Consider the following 24,532-nt stretch of genomic DNA (forward strand, 5'->3'; position numbering starts at 1 on the left):
GGCCCGGATCACTCGCCGGCACAGCCCACCCCGGGGGCTGGCGCCGCCGGTCGGGACGTCGGGCGGTGACACCGCACGGGTGACCGGCCGCGGGCCGCGTCGTGGCCGACCGACTCAGACCTGTGGAGGACCCATGCCCGCGCCCCCAGCCATCGCCATCCACGACATCACCAAGAGATACGACGGTGCCGCGTCGGCGCTGGCCGGGCTCTCGCTCACCGTGGCACCCGGCGAATCGCTGGCAATCGTCGGGCCGTCCGGCAGTGGCAAGTCGACGCTGCTCAACATGGTGGCCGGGCTGGACCGGCCGAGTACCGGCAGTGTCACGGTCGACGGCGTGCGGGTCGACCGGCTGAACGAGACCGCCGCGGCGAAGTTCCGTCGCGCGCGGATCGGAATGATCTTCCAGTTTTTCAACCTGTTGGATGACCTGACGGTCCTCGACAACGTGCTGCTGCCCGCCCAGCTCGCCGGCACACCGTCGGCCCGGGCGCGCGCCCGGGCCGACGAGCTGCTCGGCTACCTCGGTGTGGCCAGGCACGGCGGCGCCTACCCGGGACGGCTGTCCGGCGGCGAGCGCCAGCGGGTCGCCGTCGCCCGCGCACTGATGAACCGGCCCGCGCTTCTCCTCGCGGACGAGCCGACCGGTGCGCTGGACAGCGTCGCCGCCGCCCAGGTCCGGGACCTGCTGGCCGCGGTCAATGCCGACGGGCAGACACTTCTCCTGGTCACCCACGATGCGGCGCTCGCCACCTCGTGCGCGAGCCGCACCGTCGAGCTGGCGGACGGGACCGTCGCCCGGGACACCCACGGGTCCGTCGCCCGGGACGCTGAGACGACAGCAGCCTGCGGCACCGACGGGTCCGCCGTCGGCGGGACCGGCGGGACCGGCGGGACCGTGACCGGTGGCCCGGCGCCGGTGTCCCGATGAACCCCGCCGGGCCGTTGGCACGGGTCGTGCTCGCCGGTGTCAGCCGGCGCCGGGCGCAGGCGTCGGTGGTGGCTCTGACCACGCTGCTCGCCGTGACGGCCTCGGTGCTCGCGCTCGGTCTGATCGCCGGGTCACGCGCACCGTTCGACCGCGCGTTCGCAGCCCAGCACGGCGCGCACCTCACGGTCCAGTTCGACGCGACGAAGGTGACGGCCGCGCGGCTCGCCGCCACCGGGTCGGCGGCGCCGGTGGCGCAGGCTGCCGGCCCGTTCCCCGTCGCCGAGCTGCGGCCCCGGATCGTCGGCGGCCCGCCGGGACTGCCCGTCGGGCTCGGACTGCCATCCCTGACCGTGGTCGGTCGGAACCAGCCGGACAGCGGCCCCGATTCGATCGACCAGGTCGCTGTCATCGAGGGCCGATGGGCCACCAACCGAGGAGAGATCGTTCTCGACCCGGACTCCCTGCCACCCTCGCTGCTCGGCGCCCGCCTCCAGCTGCCCGACCTGCCCGGAGCCCCCGTGCTGACCGTGGTGGGTCTCGCTCACTCGGCCGGTGGCAGCGCCCGGGCCTGGGTCGCGCCGGACGCCCTGGCGGCGTTCGTCTCGCGGGACGTTCCGGCGGGCCTCCAGATGCTCTACCGGCTCACCGCCGCCGGCACCGAGAACGCGATCGACTCCGGCCGGGCGGCGATCTCGGCGGGGATGCCCGCCGGCGCGGTGACCGGGACCAGGTCCTACCTGGACGTCCGGGCGGGCGCGCTCGTCCGGACCGCGGTGTTCACGCCGTTCGTGGCCGCGTTCGGCGTGCTCGGCCTGGCCATGTCCGTGCTGATCGTCGGCACCGTCGTCGCGGGTGGCGTCGGCGCGACGATCTGGCGCACCGGGGTGCTGAGATCGCTGGGGCTCACCCCGGCCCAGGCGGCCGGGGCACACGTCGCCCAGGTGCTCGTCCCGGCCACGGGCGGTGTCGGCCTCGGCATCCTGTGCGGCAACCTGCTCGCCATGGTGGTCTTCGACGGGTCGGCGGCCGCCTACGGCGCCGTCGCGCCGTCCGTGCCGCTCTGGGTCGACGCGGCCGTCGGCGCGGGCGCGCTCGCGCTCGTCGCCGTCGCCGCGCTGCTGCCCGCCCTGCACGCCGGGCGACGCAGCCCCGTCGACGCGATGCGGCTCGGGCGCGTGCCCCGACCGGGCCGCGGTCGGTGGGCGGGCCGGCTCGCCGCCCGGCTGCCGCTGCCACGGCCGTTGAGTCTGGGGCTCGCCCATCCGTTCGCCCGTCCCGCCCGCTCGGGCGTGCTCGCCGTCGCGGTGGGCTTCGGGGCGCTGGGGGTCTCGTTCGCGGTCGGCCTGGCCTCGACACTCGACTCCATCGCGGCGGACAACAGCCGGGACGAGGCCGGAGAGGTCGTCGTGAGCACCCACGTCCGGGTGGCGCATGGCCCGAAGTCGGGAGTCGCGGCACCGGGCCCGGCACAGGCACCGGTCGCGGCGGGTGAGGTGGCGGACGCGGGCGATGCCGCGGACGTGGCCAAGGTGATCGCGGCGCAGCCGGGTACCGCCCGCTTCTTCACCAGCGCGCACGCCGAGGTGTACGCGCTCGGGATCGTCGGGCCGGTGACGGTCACCGCCCACACCGGCGACTCATCCTGGGGCGCACGTCCGATGATCTCCGGTGACTGGTTCCGGGGGCCGGGCGAGGCGGTCGCCGACACGCGGTTCCTGGACGAGACCGGCGCGGGGATCGGCGACACCGTGACCGTCACCGACCACGGGGTGTCGGTGGCCCTGCGGATCGTCGGCGAGGTCTTCGATCTCGATGACGACACTGTCGACCTCGCCACCGACGAGACCTCGCTGCGCGGTCTCGATCTCGGCCTGGCCGTCGACAGTTTCAGCATCGATCTCCAGCCGGGGACCGACCTGGTGCGCTACGTCGACACCCTGCAGGACGCGCTCGCCTCCCACCCGGCGGTGGTGCGGGCGAACCTCGAGGAGGGCTCCGAGGTGATCGCGGTCATGGACGCGCTGATCGCCTCGCTCACGCTGCTCCTGGTGGTCGTCGCGGGCCTCGGCGTGCTCAACACCGTCGTCCTGGACACCCGGGAGCGTGTCCACGACCTCGGTGTCGTCAAGGCGGTGGGCATGACGCCGCGGCAGGTCCTCGCGATGGTGCTGACCTCGGCCGGGGGCATCGGCGTCTGCGCCGCGGCGATGGGGGTGCCGGCCGGCGTCGCGCTGCACCACCGCGTCGTCCCGCTGATGGGCACGGCCGCCAGGACCGGCATGCCACGGGCGTACATCGACGTGTACGGCCCGGTGGCCGCCGCCCTGCTGGTCCTCGGCGGCCTGCTGATCGCGGTGCTCGGCGCCCTGGTCCCGGCCGGCTGGGCGGCCGGGACCAGGGCCACGACCGCGCTGCGGGCCGAATGACGTGGATCCGCCCGGTCAGTGCTGGTTGATCAGGTACGCCACGTCGTTCTCGATGATCCGGTCCAGGTGCTCGGAGAGGACCGGATGCCCGGTGAACCGTTCGACGACGACGAGGCCCTTGGCGACCCGGTCCGTCGCACCGGCCAGGTCGACGTCCCGCAGGAGCGGCACGACCGCGTCGGGGACGGCGTCCGGCCCCGGTTCGAACGCGGCGAGCACCTCGCCGTCCCGGGCGAGCGAGAGCCGGGTGAGCGCGTTGATGTTCCAGAACATGCTCGCCGCCAGGCCGTGCCGGGAGACCGCGGACAGCACCGGGTGCCGGGAGCCCTGGAAGCCGTTGTCCTCGACGGCGAGCACCGCGCGGTCGTCGCCGTCGAGCGGCAGAACCAGCACGTACGGGTCGGTGCGCCGGTCGGCGCGCAGCCGGGACAGCGAGCACGGCGCGCCGGGATCGGCGTCGAAGCAGCGCACGACGTCCTCGGGCGAGGCGCCGACCACGATGGTGAACGTGGCGGCCTCGCGGAAGGCGCTGCGCCGGCGCACCCACCGGTAGCGGGTCTCCGGCACCGTCACGACCGGCGGAAGCTCCTCGCCGCGCAGCCGGTGCCCCAGCTGGTCGGTGCGCCGGTGGACGGTCTCGGGCGCGGCCGGGGCGCTCCACACCACCAGCTCGTAGGTCTCGTCCTCGCCGGCGCCGTCCCGGCCGTGGGCGTAAACCCGCAGCCGGTAGTCCCCGGGCCAGGGCGGTGTCGTCAGGTGGCCGAGGTCGGCGGCCGAGCCGGCCCCGGCGCCGACGCCCGTTGTCGTGGTGCCGCCGCCGCCGGCGGCGCTCGCTCCGGCGCCGGCCACCGCGGCGGCGCCGTTCGCGGCCGTCCAGCTCACGTCGACGATCTCGTCCCAGCGGACGGCGTCGGCGGGGACCGGCGGGGCCGGCGGTGTCGCCAGCACCCGCAGCGACACCCGTACCCGGCCCGTGCCCATGCCGGTCCGGACGAGGACACCGCCGGAGACGGCCTCCACCAGGCCGTTGCGGGCGAAGCTCGGCGGATTCGGCAGCTCGCCCTCCACCAGCCCGAAGCAGTGCCCGTCGACGGTGACGCAGCCGGCGGCCTGCCGCGGCAGCCGGTACTCCGCGCGGCGCCGGGCCAGCAGTGCGGCCGGGTAGGCGAGTGGCATCGGCCGGCCCGGCAGCACCAGCGCGACGGACCCCACGGCCGTGCCGACGATCCCCGGCGCGCCGGTGCCGATCATCGGCGGGTCCAGCTCCCGCAGGACGGCGGCGGCGACGGTGACCGCGAGTGCCAGGTGGGCGGCCCCGTGCCGGGCGGCCAGGGTGGGCTCGTCGGCCAGCTCGTCCGGCGGCCCGAACAGGCTCCCGCCGAACGCGGACCCGCCGTTCGCGGATTCGCCGTTCGCGGTGCTGCCGAGTGCGGTGCCGTCGAGCGGGCGGCCGTCCGAGCCGCGGCCGTCGAGCGGGCCGGCCGCGGCGGGGTCGTCCGCCGCCAGCAGCGGGGCCACGGCGGGATGCTCGACCAGCGTGCGCAGGTAGCTGTGGATCAGATCGGACACCCCGGGATGGACCTCATCCAGGATCGCGACCGCCTGGACCGCCTCGGACTCGCCTGCGGCGGCCGCGGACGCGCGCGATCCGTTCCCGCCGCGCGGCCCGTTCGGCGGGGCGTCGACCAGGCCCCTGGCCAGGCCGCGGGGGGCGCGCAGCGGAAGCTCGTCGATGGCGAGCTCGAGCGCGCCGAGCAGTCGTTCCGGTAGGCGCGGCCCGGCCGAACGCAACGCGGTCAACACCGGTCCGGCGGGTGCGGGTGGGAGCGGGACCGGAGCGGGCGCCGTCGCGCCGAGCCGGCCGAGCTCAGCCGCGGGGGTGGGCGGAATATGGGCCACCAGCTGCGGAAATACCTCCGCGACGACGTGCGCGAGCGGATCCAGGAGGTCCGCCGGAAGCTCGACGGTCTGCTCGGGGAGGGAAATCTGACGGCTTTCCAGGTCCGGTCGAAACACCCACGAAACTTTACTGACCGGCTGCTCTTTTCGGCTTGATCGGCGCTCTGACAGCGTGACGATCAGGCAACACACATTCGTGGGGATCGGCCGCAGGTACCGGGGCCTCGCGTATTTCTGACACCGGTGGCCGCGGTCAGATGTTTGTGTCGAAGCAGGTGGCACCCTGCTTGAACTGGTACGGCGCGGAAATGATCCGGACTGTGGCGGCGCGGAAACCGACAACGCCGCCGCCGCCCGCCGCCGGCGCCGTGCCCAACCGGGCATGGCGCCGGCCGTTCCACCATCGGGCCAGGCAGCGGCCCTGATCAGCGTTCCTCAGCCGGCCCGGCTGCCCAGGCCGACGGCGTAGTCCGGCCAGAACTGGCCGGCGGCGGGGCCGCCGTTGCAGGTGCCGTCCGACTCCCCGGGGATCTTCACCCAGAAGAATGCGTCGACGTCGCTGTCGCCCGTCGCGGCGGTGGGCGGCGTTCCGAGCGCGCGGCCGGGCGGGTTGCACCAGGCGTTGTCCGGCGCCGGGCCCAGGCCGTTGCGACTGGTGTCCACGACGAAGTGGGCTCCGCCGCCCAGCGCGGCGTTGACCGCGTCACCGAAGGCGACTTCGCTGGCGGTGGTACCGAAGTTCGACACGTTCAGTGCGAATCCGCGCGCCCGGTCGACGCCCGCCGACTTCAGCCGGGCGGCGATGGTGACGGCGCTGTGCCAGCCGGCGTTGCCGGCGTCGAGGTAGACGGTCGCCCCGGCGGCGTTCAGGACGTCGACCGCGTTCGACAGCATCCCGTAGCGCGTCTGCTGGTCGGCGGGGGAGAGGCAGTCGATCTGGGCGATGGCGTCGGGCTCGAGCACGACCGCGGCCGGCCCGCCGGCGATCCCGGCGGCAAAGGCGGCGATCCAGTCGCGATAACCCTGCGCGCCACCGGCGCCGCCGGCGGAATAGCTTCCGCAGTCGCGGTTCGGAATCGCGTAGGCCACGAAGACGGGCAACGCGCCGTTACCCCTGATGGTGCCGGCCCGGCCGGCCACCTTGCGCTGGGTCGTGGCCGGATCGGCATATCCGAACCAGTCCGCGTGCGCGCCACGCAGAATCTTCTCCAGCGCCGCGATGGCGGAGGGATTCCCGCCGCGCAGCGCGTTGATCGCGGCGGCGACCTGGTCCGCGGGATCGATGTAGAACCGGGCGCCGGCGAACGGGTTCCCCGCGGCCGCGGCGGCGGGCGCCGGCGGCGCCGCCACCGGCAGGGCCTGCGCGGCGGCGGGCGGCGGAGCGCTCGTGAGCGCGGCCGTGGGCACCTGTACCGCGGTGAGCCCGGAGGCAGCCGGCCGCGCGGGTGCGGTGACGGTGGGCCCGGTCGTGTGGACGGCGGCGGGCGGGGGCACGCGGCCGGCCCCGGTCGCCGCGAGCGCGTCCACCGCGGAGTCGGAGCCGTCGGGGCCTGCGAGGCCCCGGCCGAGACCGACCCCACCGAGTAGCGTCAGCGCCGCGGTGACCGCGAACGCCGTGCGGGCGAGCCGGCCATCGAGCGGCGGCCGCCGCGATCCGTGCGCGCCGCTCGAGCGCGCGCCGGTCGCGCGTGCCGCGGCCGGGCGCCTCGCGGTTGAGTGACTCGTGGCCGGGCGAGTCGTGGTCCGGTGAGCGCTCGCCGGGTGATTGGTCTCCGGGTGAGTGGTCACCGGGTGAATCGACGTCTGGTGATCGGTGTCCGCGCCAGCGGCGGCGTCGTCGCCGAAGCCGTATTCGACGGTGCGCGGCCGGGCGGCGGGATTCCTCATGGGGCGAGCCGCGGGCACGTGCCCTCCCGTCTTCACAATGCGTTGCCTCGGTGGGTCCCCTCCCACCCAGAACTGTAGCAGTGCCGGGCGCGGGAACATGACCGTGCTCATCGAGAATTAGGCAACAGCCTGTGTCGGGAAATCCAATTCCGCCCCAACGTGCCCGACCGGTGGGTGCCCGGTGGGTTCGTACCCGTGCACGGATCCACTCTTACGTGACTGCTGGTCTGGCTCATACCCGGCGGCCGGTCCAGGTCTGGTCCGACCGGGGTGGGCCGCCGGCCCACAGCGAATTCCGTTGCGCCGGTAATCGTCGTCCGGGGGTAGCCCGTAGGTGCCGGGCGGGGCGGTTCGCGGCGGCACCGGTCCGCCCACCGCCGATGCCGGGCGTGAGCTTCAACGTGAGGTAGCCGTCACAGTGACGCCTGTTGCGCGAGTAGGCATCGGCGCATTGCGCCGCATCCCGGCGGTGCCGCAGATTCAGGGTGCTGTGACGGTCTTCATGAGCGCGTCGGCGGCCAGTTCGTAGCCGAGCGGGCCGAGCCCGGCGATGATTCCGGCGGCCAGCGGCGAGATGACCGATTCGTGCCGGAACGATTCACGAGCCCACACGTTCGACAGGTGCACCTCGATCCACGGCCGCGGGTAGTTGGCCAACGCGTCGCGCAGGCTCCAGCCGGCGACCATGAGCGCACCCGGGTTGACGACCGCACCCACGGAGTCGTAGTTGTCCTGGATGGCGTGGATCAGCTCGCCCTCGGACTCGCGCTGGACCGACACGATCTTCCAGCCCCGGGCGGCGACCCGCGCGGCCATGGCCTCCTCAATGTCGCGGAGTGTGGCCGTTCCGTAGATCTCGGGCTGGCGCCTGCCGAGAATCCCGAGGTTCGGGCCGTTCAGCAGGAGAAGATTGCTCACAGCGTACCTCTGCAAGGGTGTAGCGGATGTCCGGGCACGGTGTTTATAACAGGGCCCGCGCTTCTCTCCCGGTCGGGGTCCGGCTCTGTGGCGCTGCTCCTACCCGCTCTCGGCCGGATTCGCAAGCTCGATGGTGGTGGGGACCCGTGGTGTCGGGGTGGTGACAGCGTCGTCCGCGGACATCCGGGAGAGCGCTGCCGGTTGCCTGGTGTTCCCGTAGTACCGTCCTTTGCGCACCGGGTTCGATGGATTTCGTCCGCCGAAGGCCGGCATGGGGGGGCTGTCGACATCGCCGCAGCCTCGCAGGCATCTGTATCCGTCATGAAGGGTTAGGTATATGAGCGACAGTCGACGCCCGGCGCCCGAGTTTCCCGCCTGGCCGCAGTTCGACGGCGCGGAACGTGACGGACTGATCCGCGCGCTGGAACAGGGTCAGTGGTGGCGCATGGGCGGTGGCGAGGTCGACGCGTTCGAGCGGGAGTTCGCCGAGTACCACGGCTCGCCCTACGCCCTCGCGGTGACGAACGGCACCCACGCGCTCGAGCTGGCGCTGCAGGTGCTCGGGGTCGGCCCCGGCACGGAGGTCATCGTCCCCGGGTTCACGTTCATCTCCTCGTCGCAGGCCGCCCAGCGGCTCGGTGCCGTCGCCGTCCCGGTCGACGTCGACCTCGACACCTACTGCATCGACCCGGCGGCGGTGGAGACCGCGATCACACCGCGGACGAAGGCGATCATGCCGGTCCACATGGCCGGTCACCTGTCGGACATGGACGCGCTCGCCAAGATCTCCGCGAACACCGGTGTCCCGATCATCCAGGACGCCGCGCACGCCCACGGCACGCAGTGGCAGGGCCGCAAGGTCGGCGAGCACGGCAGCGTCGCGGCCTTCAGCTTCCAGAACGGCAAGCTGATGACGGCCGGCGAGGGCGGTGCGGTGACCTTCCCGGATGCCGAACTGTACGAGCAGGCGTTCCTGCGGCACAGCTGTGGCCGTCCGCGGACGGATCGCCGCTACTTCCACCAGACGTCCGGCTCGAACTTCCGGATGAACGAGTTCTCGGCATCCGTGCTGCGCGCGCAGCTCGCCCGGCTCGGCGGCCAGATCGACACCCGTGAGCAGCGCTGGCCGGTGCTGTCCGGCCTGCTCGCCGAGATCCCCGGCGTGGTCCCGCAGAGCCGCGACCCGCGCTGTGACCGCAACTCGCACTACATGGCGATGTTCCGGGTGCCCGGCTTCGGCGAGGAGCGGCGCAACGCCCTCGTCGACGCGCTGATCGAGCGCGGCCTGCCGGCGTTCGCGGCGTTCCGCTCGATCTACCGCTCGGACGGCTTCTGGGAGACCGGCGCGCCCGACGAGACCGTGGACCAGATCGCCGCGCGCTGCCCGAACGTCGAGGCGCTGAGCGCGGACGGCATCTGGCTGCACCACCGCACGCTGCTCGGCACCGAGGAGCAGATGCACGACATCGCGGCGATCATCGCCGAGACGCTGGCGGACGCGTGACGACGACCGTGAGCTCGCCGGCCGCTCCGGCCGCTCCGAGTACGCCTGTGGCGCCGTCGGCGGCCCCGGTGCCCGCGGAGGCCCTCGGGTCCGGGGAGGCCCTCGTCTCCGCGAGCGCCCTGGCGTCGTCCGAGGTTCTGGTGGCGTCGCAGGCTCTGGTGGCATCGGAGGCTCTGGCCTCCGCTGAGGCCCTGGCGGCGCCGGTGGCCCCGCCGTCCGTCGCGTCCTCGGTGACCGTGGTCTCCGCGGCCCCGGGCCGGGTGCGCGTCGCCGTGGTCGGGCTCGGCTGGGCCGGGCGGTCGATCTGGCTGCCCCGCCTGCGCGAGCACGCCGCGTACGACGTGGTCGCGCTGGTCGACCCCGACGCGGCGGCCCGGGCCGAGCTGGCCGCGGCGCTGGACGGCCAGGCACCGGTCGGGCTGTTCGACGACCCCGACGCGCTGCGGCGGGCCGAGGTGGACCTCGCCGTCGTGGCGGTCCCCAACCACCTGCACAGCTTTGTAGCCGCACGGTTGCTAAACGTCGGGGTTCCGGTCTTCCTGGAGAAGCCCGTCTGCCTCAGCACCGCCGAGGCCGACACCCTGGCCGCCGCCGAGCTGGCCGGCGGGGCGATGCTGCTGGCCGGCAGCGCGTCCCGCTTCCGGGCCGATACCCGCGCGCTCTACGACCTCGCCGGGCGGCTCGGTGAGATCCGGCACGTGGACGTCTCGTGGGTGCGCGCCCGCGGTGTTCCCGACGCCGGCGGCTGGTTCACCCAGCGCAGCCTCGCCGGGGGCGGGGCGCTGGTCGACCTCGGCTGGCACCTGCTCGACGCGGTCGCGCCGTTCGTGGGCACGGACGGCTTCGTCCAGGCCGTCGGGACCGTCTCCAGCGACTTCGTCGCCAACGCCGCCTGGGGCGCGGCCTGGCGGCACGAGGACGCCGCCCAGTCCCGGGCCGGAGGCGACGTTGAGGACACGGTCCGCGCGTTCCTCGTCGCGGGCAGTGGCGTGTCGGTGTCGCTGCGCGCGAGCTGGGCGTCGCACCAGGCGCTCGACGCGACGGTGATCCGGGTCGAGGGCAGCGCCGGCACGGCCGAGCTGCGCTGCACCTTCGGCTTCAGCCCGAACCGGCATCCCGCGTCCACGCTGACCTGGACGAAGGACGGCGTGGACAGCGCCGTCGACGTCGTCACCGAGCCGATCGGCGCCGAGTACCGTCGCCAGCTCGACGAGCTCCCGGCGCTGCTCGCCGACGCCGGGCAGCGCGGCCGGGCCGTCGCCCAGGCCCGGTCGACGATCGCCGCCATCGAGCGGGTCTACGACTCCGCGCGACCGCGGAACCACGCCATCCCGGCCGCCCGGGCCGCGTTCTGACGCCGCGGGCACCCACCGCCGACCGCAACGCCGAGCCTTGGGGGGAACCGATGGGCACCCACGCGATCGTTTTCGACCTTGACGGTGTGATCGTCGACAGCCACGCCGTCATGCGCGAGGCGTTCATGATCGCCTATGCCGAGGTGGTCGGGCCAGGCCCCGCGCCGTTCGAGGAATACAACCGCCACCTCGGACGGTACTTCCCGGACATCATGCGGATCATGGGCCTGCCGCTCGAGATGGAGGAGCCCTTCGTCCGAGAGAGCTATCGGCTCTCCCGCAAGGTCCTGCTTTTCGAGGGCGTCCGGGAGCTGCTCGGCGACCTGCGCGAGCGCGGCCTGCGGCTCGCGGTGGCGACGGGCAAGAGCGGCCCGCGGGCCCGCGCGCTGCTCACCGAGCTGGAGATCGTTGACTACTTCGAACGGGTCATCGGCTCCGACGAGGTGGCCCACCCCAAGCCGGCCCCGGACATCGTCCTGCTCGCCCTCGACGTGCTCGGTGCCGCGCCCGGCGAGGCGATGATGATCGGCGACGCGGTGACCGACATCCAGAGCGCCCGCGGCGCCGGGGTGCGGGCGGTCGCCGCGATGTGGGGGGAGACCGACGAGGCCGAGCTGTTGGCGGCCGGCCCCGACTCGGTGCTGCGCTCCCCGCGTGAGCTCCTCGGCCTGCTCGGTGACCACCGCGCGGTGTGAACGCTGCACCGCGCGGACGGCGCGGTGTGTGGATGGCCGTCGGCGGGGCCCGGGTTTTCGCGTCGGGCCCCGCCGGTCGCCGGCTGGCTCACCCCGTCCGGAGCACGCTCCGGGCCGGGTCGAGGTCGAGACCGAGGTGGTCGGTGCGGCGTTCCCGGTCGAGGTCGCGGCCGTCGCCGCGTCCCTCATCGGCGTGGCGGGCGAGGATCACCGCGCCCGCCAGCGATGACAGCCCGCCCAGCGCCGCCGCCCGGACGGGCACCGGCGGATGGCCCGGCCGGGCCATCGCCTGGGCCTGCACGGTGATCGCGTCGACGAGCCCGGGCAGCCCGTCCGCGAACCCGCCGCCGACCACCGCGAGATCCGGCCGCACCAGCTCGGTCAGCCCGACCAGCGCGCCCGCGATCGCGCGCGCCGTCGTCCCGACCGCGGCGCGGGCCCAGCCCGCACCCTCCACCCAGGCCTCGCGCAGCTCCGGATAGGTCACCTCGGCGGCCGCGGCCGGTTCGTCTGACGCGCCTGGTTCGTCTGACGCGCCCGGTCGGGCGGTGGCGCGTAGTTCGGTGGCCCGGCGCAGCGTGGCCGGTCCGGACGCGAGGGCCTGCAGGCAGCCGTCCCGCCCGCATCGGCACCGCGGCCCGTCCAGCGCCACGATGAGATGGCCGATCTCGCACGAGCCGCGCGCGGTGCCGGGGCAGAGCCGTCCGTCGAGCACGATGCCGCCGCCGATGCCCGTGCCGACCCCCACGTAGACCAGGTTCGCGCTGCCGGCATGGTCCGCTTCGGCAAGCGCGGCGAGGTCACCGTCGTCGCCGAGGGCCACCGGCGCGCCCGCGGCGAGCTCGCGAACCGCCTGACCGAGGTCCAGGCCCGTCCACGACGGCCGGCTCGGCCAGGCCGTGACCCGACCGGACGGGTCGACCGTCGCCGGCATCGCGACGCCGACGCCGGCCAGCCGCCCGCCCCACTCGCCGAGCAGCGCCGCCACGCCCGCCCCGAGATCGCGCAGGTCGGTCTCGGCCGGCACGTCCGCCGACCACCGGAAGCTCGCCTCACGGGGCGCGCCGCCGACCGGCACCAGCCGCAGCGCGGCCTTGGTGCCACCGACGTCGATGCCGAGATGGCAGACCGTGCCGGCTGGGCTGGCAGCGCTGGGCGGGCTGGCAGCGTCGGCCGCGCCGGCGGGGCTCACCGCGCGCCCGGCAGGCTGAAGAAGGTGCGGTACAGGTCGACCTGTTCGGCCAGCATGTGGATGCCCGGATGGGCGGGCAGACCGCGCTCGGCCGCCGCCTGCAGCAGCCGGGTGCGCGCCGGCTTCATGATGATGTCCGCCACGACGCAGCCCGCCGGCAGCATCGCGGGGTCGAACGGCAACGGGTCGGCCGGTCGCAGCCCGAGCGGCGTGGCGTTCACGATCAGATCGACCTGCCCGGCCGGCGTGGGTGCCGCCGCCGCACCAGCCCGACCGGGCCAGTGCGCGTCCAGCCGTCCCAGCAGTTCGCCCGAACGGGCGGTGTCGGGATCGTGGAGGGCCAGGCTCGCACAGCCGGCCTCGAGCAGCGCCACCGCGATCGCGCTGCCGGCCCCGCCCGCACCGGCCAGGTGGACCCGGGCCCCCGCCACACGATGCCCCGCGCGGGCCAGGCCGCGGACGAAGCCGGCGCCATCGAAGTTGTCGGCCAGCCACCGCCCGTCCGGCTCGCGCCGCAGGGCGTTCGCGCTGCCGCTTATCCGCGCCGCGGCGGAGCGGACGTCCGCCAGCTCCGCAGCTGCGACCTTGTGCGGGATCGTGATCAGGATGCCGTCCAGGTTGGCCATGGCACACAGCCCGGCCAGCACCGTCGGGAAGTCACACGGGCGCGCGTGCACGGGCACCAGGACGGCGTCCAGGCCCGCCTCGGCGAACACCGGGTTCACCAGCATCGGCGCCTGGACCTGCTCGACAGGGTCACCGACGACGGCGTACAGCCGGGTCGTCCCGGTGATCTCCCGCGGCCGCGCCGGCTCCCGCCGATCCGGATCCGGGGCGGCCAGCGTCACCGACCCCCGCGCCATGCTGGTCATGCCGCCTCGCGTTCCATCGCGCCCAGCGTCGCGACCACCAGGTCGGCCGGGACGTCCGGAACCAGCCGGGGGCCGTCCACCGAGTCGAGGACGAAGGTGAGGCCGGTGTTCGTGGACTTGCCGGTGTTCGTGGACTTCTTGTCCAGCCGCATGGCGGCGACGAGCGCCGCCGTGTCGGCCCCGGCGGGCAGCGCCGTCGGCAGTCCGTAGTGCGAGACCACCTCGAAGTGCTCGTCGGCGCGCCGGTCGTCGATCAGGCCCAGCGCGGCGGCGAGCCGGCCGGCGAAGACCGTCCCGACCGCTACGCCCTCGCCATGCCGCATCTCGAAGCCGGTGACGATCTCCAGCGCGTGGCCCAGGGTGTGCCCGTAGTTGAGGATGTGACGCAGGCCGGAGTCGCGCTCGTCCCGGGCCACGACCGAGGCCTTGAGCGCCACGCTGCGCGCGATCTGCTCCTCGACGGGACGTCCGCGCAGGTCGCCGGCGCCGATGAAGTGCGCCCGCGCGATCTCCCCGTAGCCGTTGGTCCACTCGCGCGCGGGCAGCGTCGCCAGGTAGTCGGTGTCGCACAGCACGGCGCTGGGCTGCCAGTAGGCGCCGACCAGGTTCTTGCCAGCCGGCAGGTTCACCGCCGTCTTGCCGCCGACGCTCGCGTCGACCTGCGCCAGCAGCGACGTCGGGAGGTGGATGACCGCGATACCGCGGTGGTAGAGCGCCGCCGCGAGCCCGACGACGTCGGTCGTCGTCCCGCCGCCGCAGGAGACCACCGCGTCCGTGCGGGTCAGGCCGAACGCCGCGAACCGCTCGCAGAGCGCCTGGACGTTGGCCAGGTTCTTGTCCGGCTCGCCGTCGCGGGCGGCGACGCGCAGCGCCGGGACCCCGGGATCGGGTACCGCGTCGTCCTCTGGCCGGGCCGAGACGATCACGACCCGGGACGCGTCGATCCGGGCGACGACCTCCGGCAGCGTGCGCCGGACGCCGGGCCCGATGTCGACGGGATAGCCGCGGTCGCCGAGCTCGACCCACACCCGGTGCGTCCCGGGCCCGCCGGCACGGTCGTCGTACCCGGGTGTCGCGGACGGTGCCGTCATCACGGTCCTTCCGGTGTCTGCTCTGCCGGACACGGATGTCAGGGACATGACACGCCGGCTGAGTCACGTGGCGATATTCGGGGACGAGTCTCCACCCTGGCATCTCTGATGGCCCGAGTGGGGGAGTGGCGGCAGTTGTCCGGTCGTATCATCGGCGATGCTTCCGGATAGCCAGAAACGGAGCGAGAGCGGCCTGGGGGGTCGAAACATGGTCGGAACGCATCCGTTGGCCGTGCTGGCGGCGAATCTCGCGGAACCCGACCCGACAATCGTGGGGCGGTTCTCTCGGATCGTCACAGCGCGTGCCAACGTAATTGCGGTACGCGATGAGAAAACTGTACTGAGCTATGCCGAGCTGGACTCGCGTTCATCCGCGCTGGCTCGTTCGCTTGTCGTCGAGGGGGACGACAGCAACATCGGGATCCTGCTGGGGCAGGGAGCGCCCGCGATCGTCGCGATGCTGGGCGCGCTGAAGGCAGGGCGGCCGTTCGTGCCGCTCGATCCGATGCTCCCCGCGGCGCGGCTGGGGCAGATCCTGCGGCTGGCGGGGGTCGCCACCTGCGTGACCGACAGCGCGCACACCGAGCTGCTCGCCGCCGCCCGGCTGGAAGCGGCCGACACCGGTCCCACGCCTGGTCCCGAGCCCGGAACGGTGCCGGGCTCGGAGTACACCCTGATCATTGACGACGGGCCGCCGGTCGGTACCGCCGGGATCGACGACGACCTGCTGCCGGGCCGTCGGGCTCTGCCCACCGACCCGGCCTTCCTGGTGTTCAGCTCCGGCTCCACCGGCGTCCCGAAGGGCGTCGTCTGGCGGAACCGGACCGTGATGAAGGACCTGGACGCGGGCATCGAGCGGGTCGGGATGAACGCCGCCGACCAGATCGCCCTCGTGCTGCCGACCGCGTTCGCCGCCGGCATCACCGTCATGTTCTGGGGGCTGCTCTGCGGCGCCACGCTGCACCCGTTCGACCCGCGGGCCCGCGGGATCGGCGCGATGCCCGCCTGGCTCGTCGACCGCGGCATCACCACGCTGCACCTGACCCCGTCGCTGATGCGTGCGCTGGCCGGCGCCGCCGAGCCCGGGCTGATCCTGGGCGACCTGCGCGCGGTCACCAGCTCCGGTGAGGCCGTGTACGGCCGGGATGTCGCCGCTCTGCGCGAGCTGCTGCCTACAACGTGTACGTTCTACAACTGGTCCGGCTCGACCGAGACCGCCTCGCTCGCCTTCTTCCCGGTCGGATCCGGCGACGAGATTCCGGCTGGTCCACTGCCGGCGGGATGGGCCGTCGACGGCAAGGACATCGAGATCGTCGACGAGCACGGCAAACCCGTACCGGATGGTGCCACCGGCGAAATATCAGTAACGTCAAGGTACCTTTCCGGCGGCTACTGGAACGCCCCCGAGATGACCGCGCAGCGATTTCGGCCGGTTCACCTGTGTGTCGATTCTCCGGCGGACGGCCTGCGGGATTCCGGTGCGCTGGTTTCCGGTGACGAAGCCCTGACGGGCCCGGCGAGCCCGGCGGACTCCGCGGGCCCGGACCACGACCTGCCCGTCTCCGGCGTCACCGTCACCGGTGAGATCGTCCTCGGTGACCTCGGGTCCCACGAGGTCGTGTACCGCGGCGGGGATCTGGCCCGGCGACGCCCGGACGGGTGCATCGAACTACTCGGCCGCGCTGACGCCGCGGTGAAGATCCGTGGTTACCTGGTCGAGCCCGCCGAGATCGAGACCGTCCTGCTCACCTCGCCGGACGTCCTCGAGGCCGTCGTCGTCGCCGAGCGCGTCGAGGGCGAGCCTCCGCGGCTGGTCGCCTACGTCGTGTGCGCCACCGCGGTGAAGTCGGCGACCGTGGCGATCCGCGGCCTGCTGCGGGAGAAGCTGCCCGCCTACATGGTTCCCTCCTCGGTGATCCTGCTCAACGAGCTGCCCCGCAACGAGCGCGGCAAGATCGACCGGCCCGCGCTGCCGGCGCCGCCGCCCCGGCCGCCCGCCCGCCGTCCCACCGGGCGCAGCCACTGGGAGTTCGCGCTGTGTGACCTGTTCGCGCAGATCCTGAAGGTCGATGAGGTCGGCGTCGACGACGACTTCCTCGAGCTCGGCGGGGACTCGCTGCTCGCCCAGCAGCTCCTCAGCGAGATCGCCACCCGTCTCGGCGTGACCCTGCCGACCTCGGTGCTGGTGGAGGCGCCGACCGTCGCCGCCCTCGCGGCCCGGGTGGCAGGTTCCCAACGGGGCATCCCGACCCATCCGACCTGCGTGCCGCTCAACGTCGACGGCTCGCGTCCGCCGCTGTTCTGCGTCGCCGGCGCGGGCGGGCTCGCCATCAACTTCCTAGGGCTCTCCCGCCTGCTCGGCTCCGACCAGCGGGTCTACGGCCTGCAGGCGCAGGGAATGGAAAGCCGGGCGCTGCCCGACTGGAGCGTCGAGCGCCACGCCCGGCGCCACCTGGCCGTGCTCCGCGTGATCCAGCCGACCGGCCCTTACTACCTCGCCGGCTTCTCGTTCGGCGGGCTGGTCGCCCTGGAGATGGCGCACATGCTCGCCGCCGCCGGCGAGGAGGTGGGGATGCTGCTGCTGCTCGACACCACGCTGCCGCGCTCGGCTCAGTCCGCCGGCGGCGCGCGTCCCAGCGGCGACCCCAGTGGCGGGGGACGCATCACCCGGCTGCTGCCGGACCGACTCCCGCTGCCGAACGCGTCCAAGCTACGCAAGGCGGCACGCCTGCCGCTGACCGGGCTCGTCCGCTACCCCGGGCTCGTCCAGTTCGACGTGTTCTTCGACCAGGCCCGGTTCATCACCCAGTCGTACCGGGTCCGGCCGTACGCCGGGCGGACCGTCCTCTACCTCGCCGAGGACAACCCCGAATCCGGTCGGGACGAGTGGCCCACGCACCTGACCGGTGACTCCACCATCGTCACCGTCCCCGGCGAGCACCACACGATGCTCAACGAGCCGAACGTCTCGGTGCTCGCCGCGGACATGCGTGCCCGCCTCGGAGAGTCGATGCAGCTCTAGCCCGGACGACAGACCAGACCGGACCGGGACGGGCCGTACGGTTCGCGCGGGGGGCGGCATAGTCTCTCTCGGCGTGATGCCTGAGTCCGTGTCCGGCCCGTGTCTGTCGGGCGGGCCGGTGGACGTCCCGTCGACCAGGGTGACCCGCCTGCACGCCCGGGTGGTGGCGAAGCTCACCGGCGTCGACGAGTCCGCCCGCAGCCTGCGCTTCTTCGCCGACCAGGGCCGGGTGATCATTACCCTGGTCGGCCTGTCGGTCATCGGCTCGGTCGCGGTCGCGGCCGGCCCGTTCCTGCTGCGCCACCTCATCGACGACTCCCTGCCGACCGGACAGGTCGGCGACCTCGTCGTCCCGGTGCTCCTCCTGTGCGCGCTGCTGGTGTTCGAGTCGGCAGTGCTCGCCACCCGGATGGCGCTCATCGCCCGGCTCGGCGCCGTGATCACGGTGCGGACCCGGCAGGCCGTCAACGCCCACCTGCAACGCCTGCCGTTCGGCTTCTTCCCCCGCAGCCAGCAGGGCGAGGTGATGACGGTGATGTCCACCGACGTCATCACCGCCCAGTACGCGGTCTCCGCGGTCGTCCAGGCGGTGATCTGCCGGGTCGCTGACATCGCCGTCGGCACCGCCGTCGTCTTCGTGCTGGACTGGCGGCTCAGCCTGGCGGTCATGGTCTTCGCCCCCGCCACACTGCTGATCATGAAGTCCGGCCGTCGCCGCCTCGCCGGCATCTCCCACCGCCAACGAGAGCTGGACGGCCAGCTCATGGCCCAGGTGGCGGACACCTCCTCGGTCTCGGGCGCGCTGCACGTCCGGCTGTTCGACCGGGCGGACCATGAATGCGAACGCTTCGACGCCGCCGCCGCCGAGCTGCTCGCCGCCAGCCGTGAGCAGGCCCGGCTGACCTCACGTGTCCGCCTCGTCGTCAACCTCGGCATCGTCATGACGATGACGGTGGTCGTTACCCTCGGCGCCTGGCTGGTCTCCACGGGACACACCTCGCTCGGGACGGTCGCCGCGCTCGGCGGCGCACTCCTGGTCTCCTTCGGCCCGCTCGCCTCCGCCGTCGAGCTCCGCTCCGAGCTCTCCAGCGCCGGTGCGTCGTTCCGCCGGATCTTCGCCCTGCTCGACCTCCCAGTGGCCGCGGCCCGTCCGGTGGCCACAGCCCGCCCAGTCGACCCTGCACGCCCGCCGCTCCAGCAGCGTCCGTCGGCCCAGCTGCGCCCGGTGGACCGACAGCCTGCGACGCTCGAGCACCGTCCGCGGGTCCCCGTCGCCTCGGCGCCGGACCTCACCCTTGACGACGTCTGGTTCTCCTACGACATCGCCACCTCCGACCCACGCCTCACCGCCCCGGATCGCCCCGCCACACCGGATCGCGACAACGCGGCGTGGAACCTGCGCGGTGTCACCCTGCGGGTTGCTCCGGGGGCGACGACCGCGGTCGTCGGGGCGAGCGGCGCCGGCAAGACGACCATCACTTACATCGCCAGCGGCATCCACCGCCCCCAGCACGGCACCATCCGGCTCGGCGGCGTGGCCTTGGACGACATTCCGTCATCCGAGCTGCATTCGCTGATCGGGGTCGTTCCCCAGGAGCCGCACCTGTTCCACGACACCATCGCGGCGAACCTGCGCTACGGACGGCTCGACGCCACTGACGACGAGCTGCGCGAGGCGCTCGACGCCGCCAACCTCTCGGCGCTGCTCAACCAGCTGCCGGACGGGCTGCGTACCCGTGTCGGCGCTCGCGGTTACCGGCTTTCCGGCGGCGAGCGTCAACGGCTCGCCATCGCCCGGGTCCTGCTGCAGTCGCCTCAGGTGCTGATCCTGGACGAGGCCACCTCGGCGCTTGACACCGTCTCCGAGGCGGCCGTCCGCGCCGCGCTCGACCGGCTCTCGGTCGGCCGGACCTGCCTGGTCATCGCGCACCGGCTCTCCACCGTGATCGATGCCGACCGCATCTACGTCATGGACCACGGCCGGGTGGTCGAGGACGGCACCCACGGCGAGCTGCTCGCCGATGATGGTGCCTACGCCCGCCTGTACCGCCCGGTCACGGTGGGCTGAGCCCGCCGTCCCGCGCGCGGGATCCAGCCGGACGGGCACGCACGTGCAGGCGTTCCCCCTGCGGCCCGAACAGGCTGATGGCCTCCACCGCCTCCGGGCTCGGATTGCTGAATGCATGCGGGACGTGCGTGTCGAACTCGGCGACCTCGCCGGCGGTCAGGACGACCTCCCGCTCACCCAGGAACAGGTGCAGCCGGCCGGACAACACGTAGATCCATTCGTAGCCCTCGTGTGTCTGCAGTTCCCTCGTACAGGCCGGCCACCCGGGCGGGAAGATCATCTTGAATGATCGCAGTCCGCCCGGACGTCTCGTCAGCGGTACGACGGTCATTCCGTCGCGCTCGAACGGCCGCGGGAGCACCCGTGGATCGCTTGTCGGCGGCGTGCCGACGAGCTCGTCGAGCGGGACCTGGTAGGCCTTCGCGAGGGGCAGTAGCAGCTCCAGCGTCAGTCGGCGTTGCCCGGACTCCAGCCGCGACAGCGTGCTGACCGAGATCCCGGTGGCCCGGGAGAGTGCGGGAAGAGTTGTCCCGTTCTGTTTGCGCAGCGCGCGCAGCCGGGGACCGACCGCGGCAAGTACGGCCTCGATACCCTGTTCGGTTCCCACAGTCACCCCACCATGCTCGCCTTAAAGTTGCTGTTCTGGCAATGATGTTTGTCAAACCCGCTCCTGGATGTGGAAGATTCGGGCTCGGAACACTCCTCAGTCGAAGGGCGGTATCCGGATGAAGCAGATCTACGACGTGATGGTCGTCGGTGGTGGGCCCGCCGGTCTGAGCGGCGCACTCACCCTGGCCGGGGCACGCCGGACCCTCCTGGCGGTCGACGCGGGCGAGCTCCGCAACGCCCGCCCCGGGCGTGCACAACTACCTGGGCCGGGAAGGCGTCCCCCCGAGTGAGCTCCTGGCAACCGGACGGGCCGAGGCCATCGGCTACGGCGGTGAGATCGTCACCGCCACGGTCACCTCCCTCGAGCGTCTCCCGTCAACACCGACCGTCGTTGACGGACCCGGAGTACCGCCCCAGTTCCGTGTCGGGCTTGACGATGGCCGCGTCACCACAGCCCGCCGGCTGCTCGTGACCACCGGTCTGGTGGACGAGCTGCCGGACATACCCGGACTCGCCGGCCTGTGGGGGCACGCCGTCCTGCACTGCCCGTACTGCCACGGATGAAAGGTCCGTGACCAGCCGATCGGCGTTCTCGGCGGCTCACCGATGGCGGTACACCAGGCTCTTCTCTGGCGGCAGCGGAGCGAAGACGTCGTCCTGTTCACCCACACCGGTCCCGACCCCACGGCCGAGGAGGCCGAGCAGCTCGCCGCCCGCAGCATCCGAGTCGTGCCCGGTGCCGTCGAGGCCCTCGAGACCGCGAACGACCGCCTCGAATCCGTCCGACTGCACCACGGGGAGGTGGTTCCCCGCCGGGCCCTGGCGGTCGCGCCGCGCTTCACCACCCGCACCGCGATACTCGGTGCGCTCGGCCTGGAATCAACCGACCTGGCCCTGAACGGCCACGTGATCGGCCGACAGGTGCAGTCGGACCCCGCCGGCGCGACCCAGGCCGCCGGGGTGTGGATCGCGGGAAACGTGGCAGACGTGGTGGCCTCAGTGATCACGGCGTCCGCCGCCGGCGTGAAGGCCGCCGCCCTCAACGCGGACCTGATCGCCGAAGAGATTCGCCTCGCTGTGGCGGCACGGCGGACGGGCTACGTTCCGAGCGGCTGACCTGCCTTCAACGGCTGACCCGCCTTCAACGGAGTGCTTTGGCCAACCTGGTCACCCCCTCCGCGATCTCCGCCGGGCTGTGCGTCGTGAAGGACAACCGCAGCGTCGCGGCATCCGCCGGCCCGGCGTAGAACGGTGCTCCGGGAACGTAGGCCACCTGTCTCCTGACCGCAGCCGAGAGGAGCGCCGTGGCGTCATAGCCATCGGGCAGCCGCGCCCAGACGAACATCCCGCCCTCCGGCCGGTTCCACGTGCTGCCCGCCGGCAGCCCTCGGGGAAGCCCGGCCAGGAGCGCGTCACGCCTCGGCCGATAGGCCGCGCAGACCCTGGTGATGTGCGCGTCGAGGTCGCTGTCGATCAGATACCGAGCCGCGGCCGCCTGGTCGATCGTTGAGGTGTGCAGGTCCGCGGCCTGCTTGGCGATCACGCAGGCGCGGCGTAGTACTTCCGGTGCCCGCAACCACCCGAGGCGCATCCCCGGTGCCATCGTCTTCGAGAAGCTTCCCAGCAGGATGGTGCGGTCCGCCGCGTCCTCGATCGACGCGATCCATGGCACGGCGGCACCCTCGAACCGCAGCTCGCCGTACGGGTCGTCTTCGATGATCCAGAATCCGCACTCGGCGGCGACCCGGGCAATCGCGGACCGGCGCTCCGCGGGGACCGTCCGACCAGTCGGGTTCTGGAAGTTCGGGACGAGATAGATCAGCTTTGGCTTCTCGCGGGCCGCGACCTCCGCGAGCGCGTCGGGAACGATGCCATGCTCGTCGGTGGTGACCGGGTAGACCCGTGCGCCGGCGTAGCCGAACGACTGCAGCACAGCCAGATAGGTCGGATCCTCCACGACAACGGCGTCCCCGGGTTCGAGAAGCGCGGTGATGAGGAGGGTCAACGCCTGCTGCGAGCCGGTCGTGATCAGAAGATCGTCGGAATGAGTGGGTAGGCTCCGGCCAGCCAGCCGTGCGGCGATCGTCTCGCGCAGCAACGGGCTGCCCTCGGTCGACGAGTACTGCAGTACCCGGCGCGGATCCTCACTCAGCACTCGGTCGTAGGCAGCCCGGATGCCCTCCGCGTCGAAGAACTCCGGCGCCGGCAGGCCACCGGCAAAGGAGATCACTTCTGGTCGTTCCGTCAACGCGAGAATCTCACGTACCGGAGAGGTCTGGACGGATCCGACTCGGCTCGCGAGCTCCGGAGGCGCGGTTGTGTTCCTCACGTTGGTTGACTCCCTCGATTTCTCTGCCGCCCGGTTCCCTCCGGCGCAGGTCCCGCCCCGATCCTGCCTGACGCCAAGCAGATGACTCACGCCGGGCCACGTCAGGCCTTGTCTGGGATGGCATCTGCCAGTCGGGATCCTTTCCCGCTCCGGTCGGCGTTTTCGGACGGGATCGCGTGTGCCCGCGATCTTCCCTCAAGTGCTCGGCGTGCCGATTCTTGGCCGTAGTCCCGGGTGAGACATCGACTTCGAGATATGTGTCGGGGGTGGTGACACTGGTTCGCCCGAGTGGGCTGGTCCACACGAAGGTTCCTTCCTGGGGTTGTGTGACCTGCCAGTGGCCACGATGTTTCATCCGGTGGTGTCGACGGCACAGCGGGCCGAGATTCTTGGTCAGAGTCCGTCCATCCTCGGAGAAGGAGATGGTGTGATCGGTATCCGTGCGGCGTGATGGCCGGGTGCAGCCTGTGAATACACAGGTCCGGTTGCGGGCACGAACATGGCGGACCTGTGCGGCGCTTGGTAGACGCCGGTCGGCGACCTCGATCAGATGTCCTTGTGGATCGGTCAGAATGCGCCGCCAGGTTGAGCCCGGCCGTTTGGCCATCTCCCGGGCTATTCGTGCGGGGATCGGGCCGTACCCCGGAATCTCACCGGGGTCGTCGGACAGGCCCATCAGGGTCGTCGCGGGTACGACGACTTGAATGTCACACGGCATCGGCGTGGCGTGGCTGCCTCGGCCCGTAAGTAGATCGACCAGCACGTCGGCACGAATCTGGGCGCGGGTCCGGTCGTCACCGTCGGATCTGTTGGCACTGATGGAACGGGCAGCCTGATCGATCCGCTGGTAGCAGGCCTCGGCGTCCTCCGTGGGAAGGACGGCTGTGAGCGCGCTTGTCCCGTCCTCGTCGGGAGAGATCCACACCCGTCGGTCCTTGCGTCGGGTCTCCGCGCGGTCTGCCGTGCCTTCGGGGTCGATCCTGGCTACGGCGCGCCTGCAGGCATCGGTGAAGGCGCGCCGGTTAGGTCGTGCTCCTCCGGCGAGCACGTGTGCTTCGACTCTGGCTGCGGTGCGGTCGTCGAGCGGGTGGACCGCTTTCTCCAGTGACTGCAGTCGTTGGAGATCCAGGACTCCCGCCCTGAGTGCGTCGACTGCGTTCGGAAGGCGCCGGGCGACGGTGCAGGCGAACGTCAGCTGGGCGGAGGCCGACTGGGGCGAGACCGCCATCGCGGTGGCTATCTCTTCGGGCGCGAACTCGTCGGAGACGAGTGATTGCTCGGCGCTTGGCGGGAGCAGGAGGGCCGCGAACCGAGCCAGCAGGGTCAGTAGATCCGCGTGGCCGGCCGCTATCGTGCGGACGACGCGAGAGATCTCCCTGAAGAGATCGTCGGCTTTCGTGTCGAGCGCCTCGCGGGTGCGGGTGTCGCCGTTGGTTGCCCACGAGTCCTCTTCTGAGCTGGTCGAGTGCGTCGGGGGACTCCCGACCACGGTGGCGGTCTCATCCCCTGGTGTGGATCGGCCGTCTGATCCGGTGGATGTGGCGGCGGATCCGATCTTGGCGTCGGGCGCGTTGGCGGCGGTGCGTTGCCCGCGTGGCGATGCGCCACGCCTCGAGCCGGGAAGGGAGGTCATGGTGTCACCGCCTGTCCGCCAAGTCGTCAATATCGAACGTGTGTTCGACGATATGGCTGGCGGGCGGGCAGGACAAGAGGTCTGAGTACCTGTCCTGAATC

At 72.5% G+C, this 24,532-nt stretch carries 16 protein-coding genes and 1 pseudogene; 8 read left to right on the top strand and 9 right to left on the bottom strand.

The features are described 5' to 3' along the window. The first annotated feature begins 133 nt into the window (after positions 1-133). Together E0504_RS26465 and E0504_RS26470 are read left to right on the top strand one after the other, a co-directional pair. Positions 134-931, top strand: a complete 798-nt coding sequence (locus E0504_RS26465) for an ABC transporter ATP-binding protein (protein ID WP_131626029.1) — start codon at positions 134-136, stop codon at positions 929-931. After that, on the top strand, positions 928-3,357 hold the full coding sequence (locus E0504_RS26470) for an ABC transporter permease (RefSeq protein ID WP_112104607.1): 2,430 nt from the start codon (positions 928-930) through the stop codon (positions 3,355-3,357). Before E0504_RS26465 ends, E0504_RS26470 begins: the two co-directional genes overlap by 4 nt. Positions 3,358-3,372: 15 nt before the next feature. On the opposite strand, the gene E0504_RS26475 is transcribed toward E0504_RS26470, so the two are convergent. The 3 genes from E0504_RS26475 to E0504_RS26485 form a co-directional block, all read right to left on the bottom strand. Then, positions 3,373-5,373, bottom strand: a complete 2,001-nt coding sequence (locus tag E0504_RS26475; RefSeq protein WP_235013551.1) for a DUF6461 domain-containing protein — start codon at positions 5,371-5,373, stop codon at positions 3,373-3,375. Positions 5,374-5,691: 318 nt separating this feature from the next. Then, positions 5,692-7,143 carry a glycoside hydrolase family 6 protein gene (locus E0504_RS26480; RefSeq protein ID WP_243657628.1) on the bottom strand — a complete coding sequence of 484 codons (1,452 nt, stop codon included), beginning with the start codon at positions 7,141-7,143 and terminating at the stop codon, positions 5,692-5,694. A gap of 480 nt (positions 7,144-7,623) precedes the next feature. Next, positions 7,624-8,061: a type II 3-dehydroquinate dehydratase gene (locus tag E0504_RS26485; protein ID WP_071060259.1), complete on the bottom strand. Its 438-nt coding sequence runs from the start codon at positions 8,059-8,061 to the stop codon at positions 7,624-7,626. A 337-nt stretch (positions 8,062-8,398) separates the two neighbouring features. On the opposite strand from E0504_RS26485, the gene E0504_RS26490 reads away from it, so the two are divergent. From E0504_RS26490 to E0504_RS26500, 3 genes are all read left to right on the top strand, one after another. Continuing rightward, complete coding sequence (locus E0504_RS26490) at positions 8,399-9,565, top strand: DegT/DnrJ/EryC1/StrS family aminotransferase (protein WP_112104604.1); 1,167 nt, start codon at positions 8,399-8,401, stop codon at positions 9,563-9,565. A gap of 260 nt (positions 9,566-9,825) precedes the next feature. Further along, positions 9,826-10,920 (top strand): Gfo/Idh/MocA family protein, encoded by a 1,095-nt coding sequence (locus E0504_RS26495; protein WP_131626033.1) that lies wholly within the window; start codon positions 9,826-9,828, stop codon positions 10,918-10,920. A gap of 50 nt (positions 10,921-10,970) precedes the next feature. Further along, positions 10,971-11,615 carry an HAD-IA family hydrolase gene (locus E0504_RS26500; protein WP_020459272.1) on the top strand — a complete coding sequence of 215 codons (645 nt, stop codon included), beginning with the start codon at positions 10,971-10,973 and terminating at the stop codon, positions 11,613-11,615. A gap of 88 nt (positions 11,616-11,703) precedes the next feature. On the opposite strand, the gene E0504_RS26505 is transcribed toward E0504_RS26500, so the two are convergent. The 3 genes from E0504_RS26505 to E0504_RS26515 are packed head-to-tail and all read right to left on the bottom strand — an operon-like array spanning position 11,704 to position 14,770. Continuing rightward, a complete protein-coding gene (locus E0504_RS26505; protein WP_112104603.1) occupies positions 11,704-12,807 on the bottom strand; it encodes an ROK family protein in 1,104 nt (367 codons plus the stop codon). Further along, positions 12,804-13,679 carry a shikimate dehydrogenase gene (locus E0504_RS26510; RefSeq protein ID WP_112104602.1) on the bottom strand — a complete coding sequence of 292 codons (876 nt, stop codon included), beginning with the start codon at positions 13,677-13,679 and terminating at the stop codon, positions 12,804-12,806. The genes E0504_RS26505 and E0504_RS26510 overlap by 4 nt, the downstream gene beginning before the upstream one ends. Continuing rightward, positions 13,676-14,770: a 3-dehydroquinate synthase gene (locus tag E0504_RS26515; RefSeq protein ID WP_112104601.1), complete on the bottom strand. Its 1,095-nt coding sequence runs from the start codon at positions 14,768-14,770 to the stop codon at positions 13,676-13,678. The genes E0504_RS26510 and E0504_RS26515 overlap by 4 nt, the downstream gene beginning before the upstream one ends. A gap of 208 nt (positions 14,771-14,978) precedes the next feature. On the opposite strand from E0504_RS26515, the gene E0504_RS26520 reads away from it, so the two are divergent. Both E0504_RS26520 and E0504_RS26525 read left to right on the top strand, forming a co-directional pair. Next, positions 14,979-17,792: an alpha/beta fold hydrolase gene (locus E0504_RS26520; protein WP_112104600.1), complete on the top strand. Its 2,814-nt coding sequence runs from the start codon at positions 14,979-14,981 to the stop codon at positions 17,790-17,792. Between the two features lie 76 nt (positions 17,793-17,868). Then, positions 17,869-19,860 (top strand): ABC transporter ATP-binding protein, encoded by a 1,992-nt coding sequence (locus tag E0504_RS26525; RefSeq protein WP_112104631.1) that lies wholly within the window; start codon positions 17,869-17,871, stop codon positions 19,858-19,860. Here E0504_RS26525 and E0504_RS26530 read toward each other — a convergent pair. Continuing rightward, on the bottom strand, positions 19,847-20,473 hold the full coding sequence (locus E0504_RS26530; protein WP_165938616.1) for an XRE family transcriptional regulator: 627 nt from the start codon (positions 20,471-20,473) through the stop codon (positions 19,847-19,849). The two genes, E0504_RS26525 and E0504_RS26530, sit on opposite strands and share 14 nt — an antisense overlap. A 112-nt stretch (positions 20,474-20,585) precedes the next feature. Here E0504_RS26530 and E0504_RS54345 point away from each other — a divergent pair. Continuing rightward, positions 20,586-21,585: pseudogene (locus E0504_RS54345) on the top strand (NAD(P)/FAD-dependent oxidoreductase). A 25-nt stretch (positions 21,586-21,610) separates the two neighbouring features. Here E0504_RS54345 and E0504_RS26540 read toward each other — a convergent pair. Together E0504_RS26540 and E0504_RS26545 are read right to left on the bottom strand one after the other, a co-directional pair. Continuing rightward, the gene (locus tag E0504_RS26540) at positions 21,611-22,798 is read right to left on the bottom strand and encodes a PLP-dependent aminotransferase family protein (protein WP_071060264.1); all 1,188 of its coding nucleotides are present in this window, start codon (positions 22,796-22,798) and stop codon (positions 21,611-21,613) included. Further along, positions 22,728-24,431, bottom strand: a complete 1,704-nt coding sequence (locus tag E0504_RS26545; RefSeq protein ID WP_235013546.1) for an HNH endonuclease signature motif containing protein — start codon at positions 24,429-24,431, stop codon at positions 22,728-22,730. Before E0504_RS26545 ends, E0504_RS26540 begins: the two co-directional genes overlap by 71 nt. Positions 24,432-24,532 lie beyond the last annotated feature (101 nt).

It is taken from the genome of Parafrankia sp. BMG5.11, from assembly GCF_004337455.1.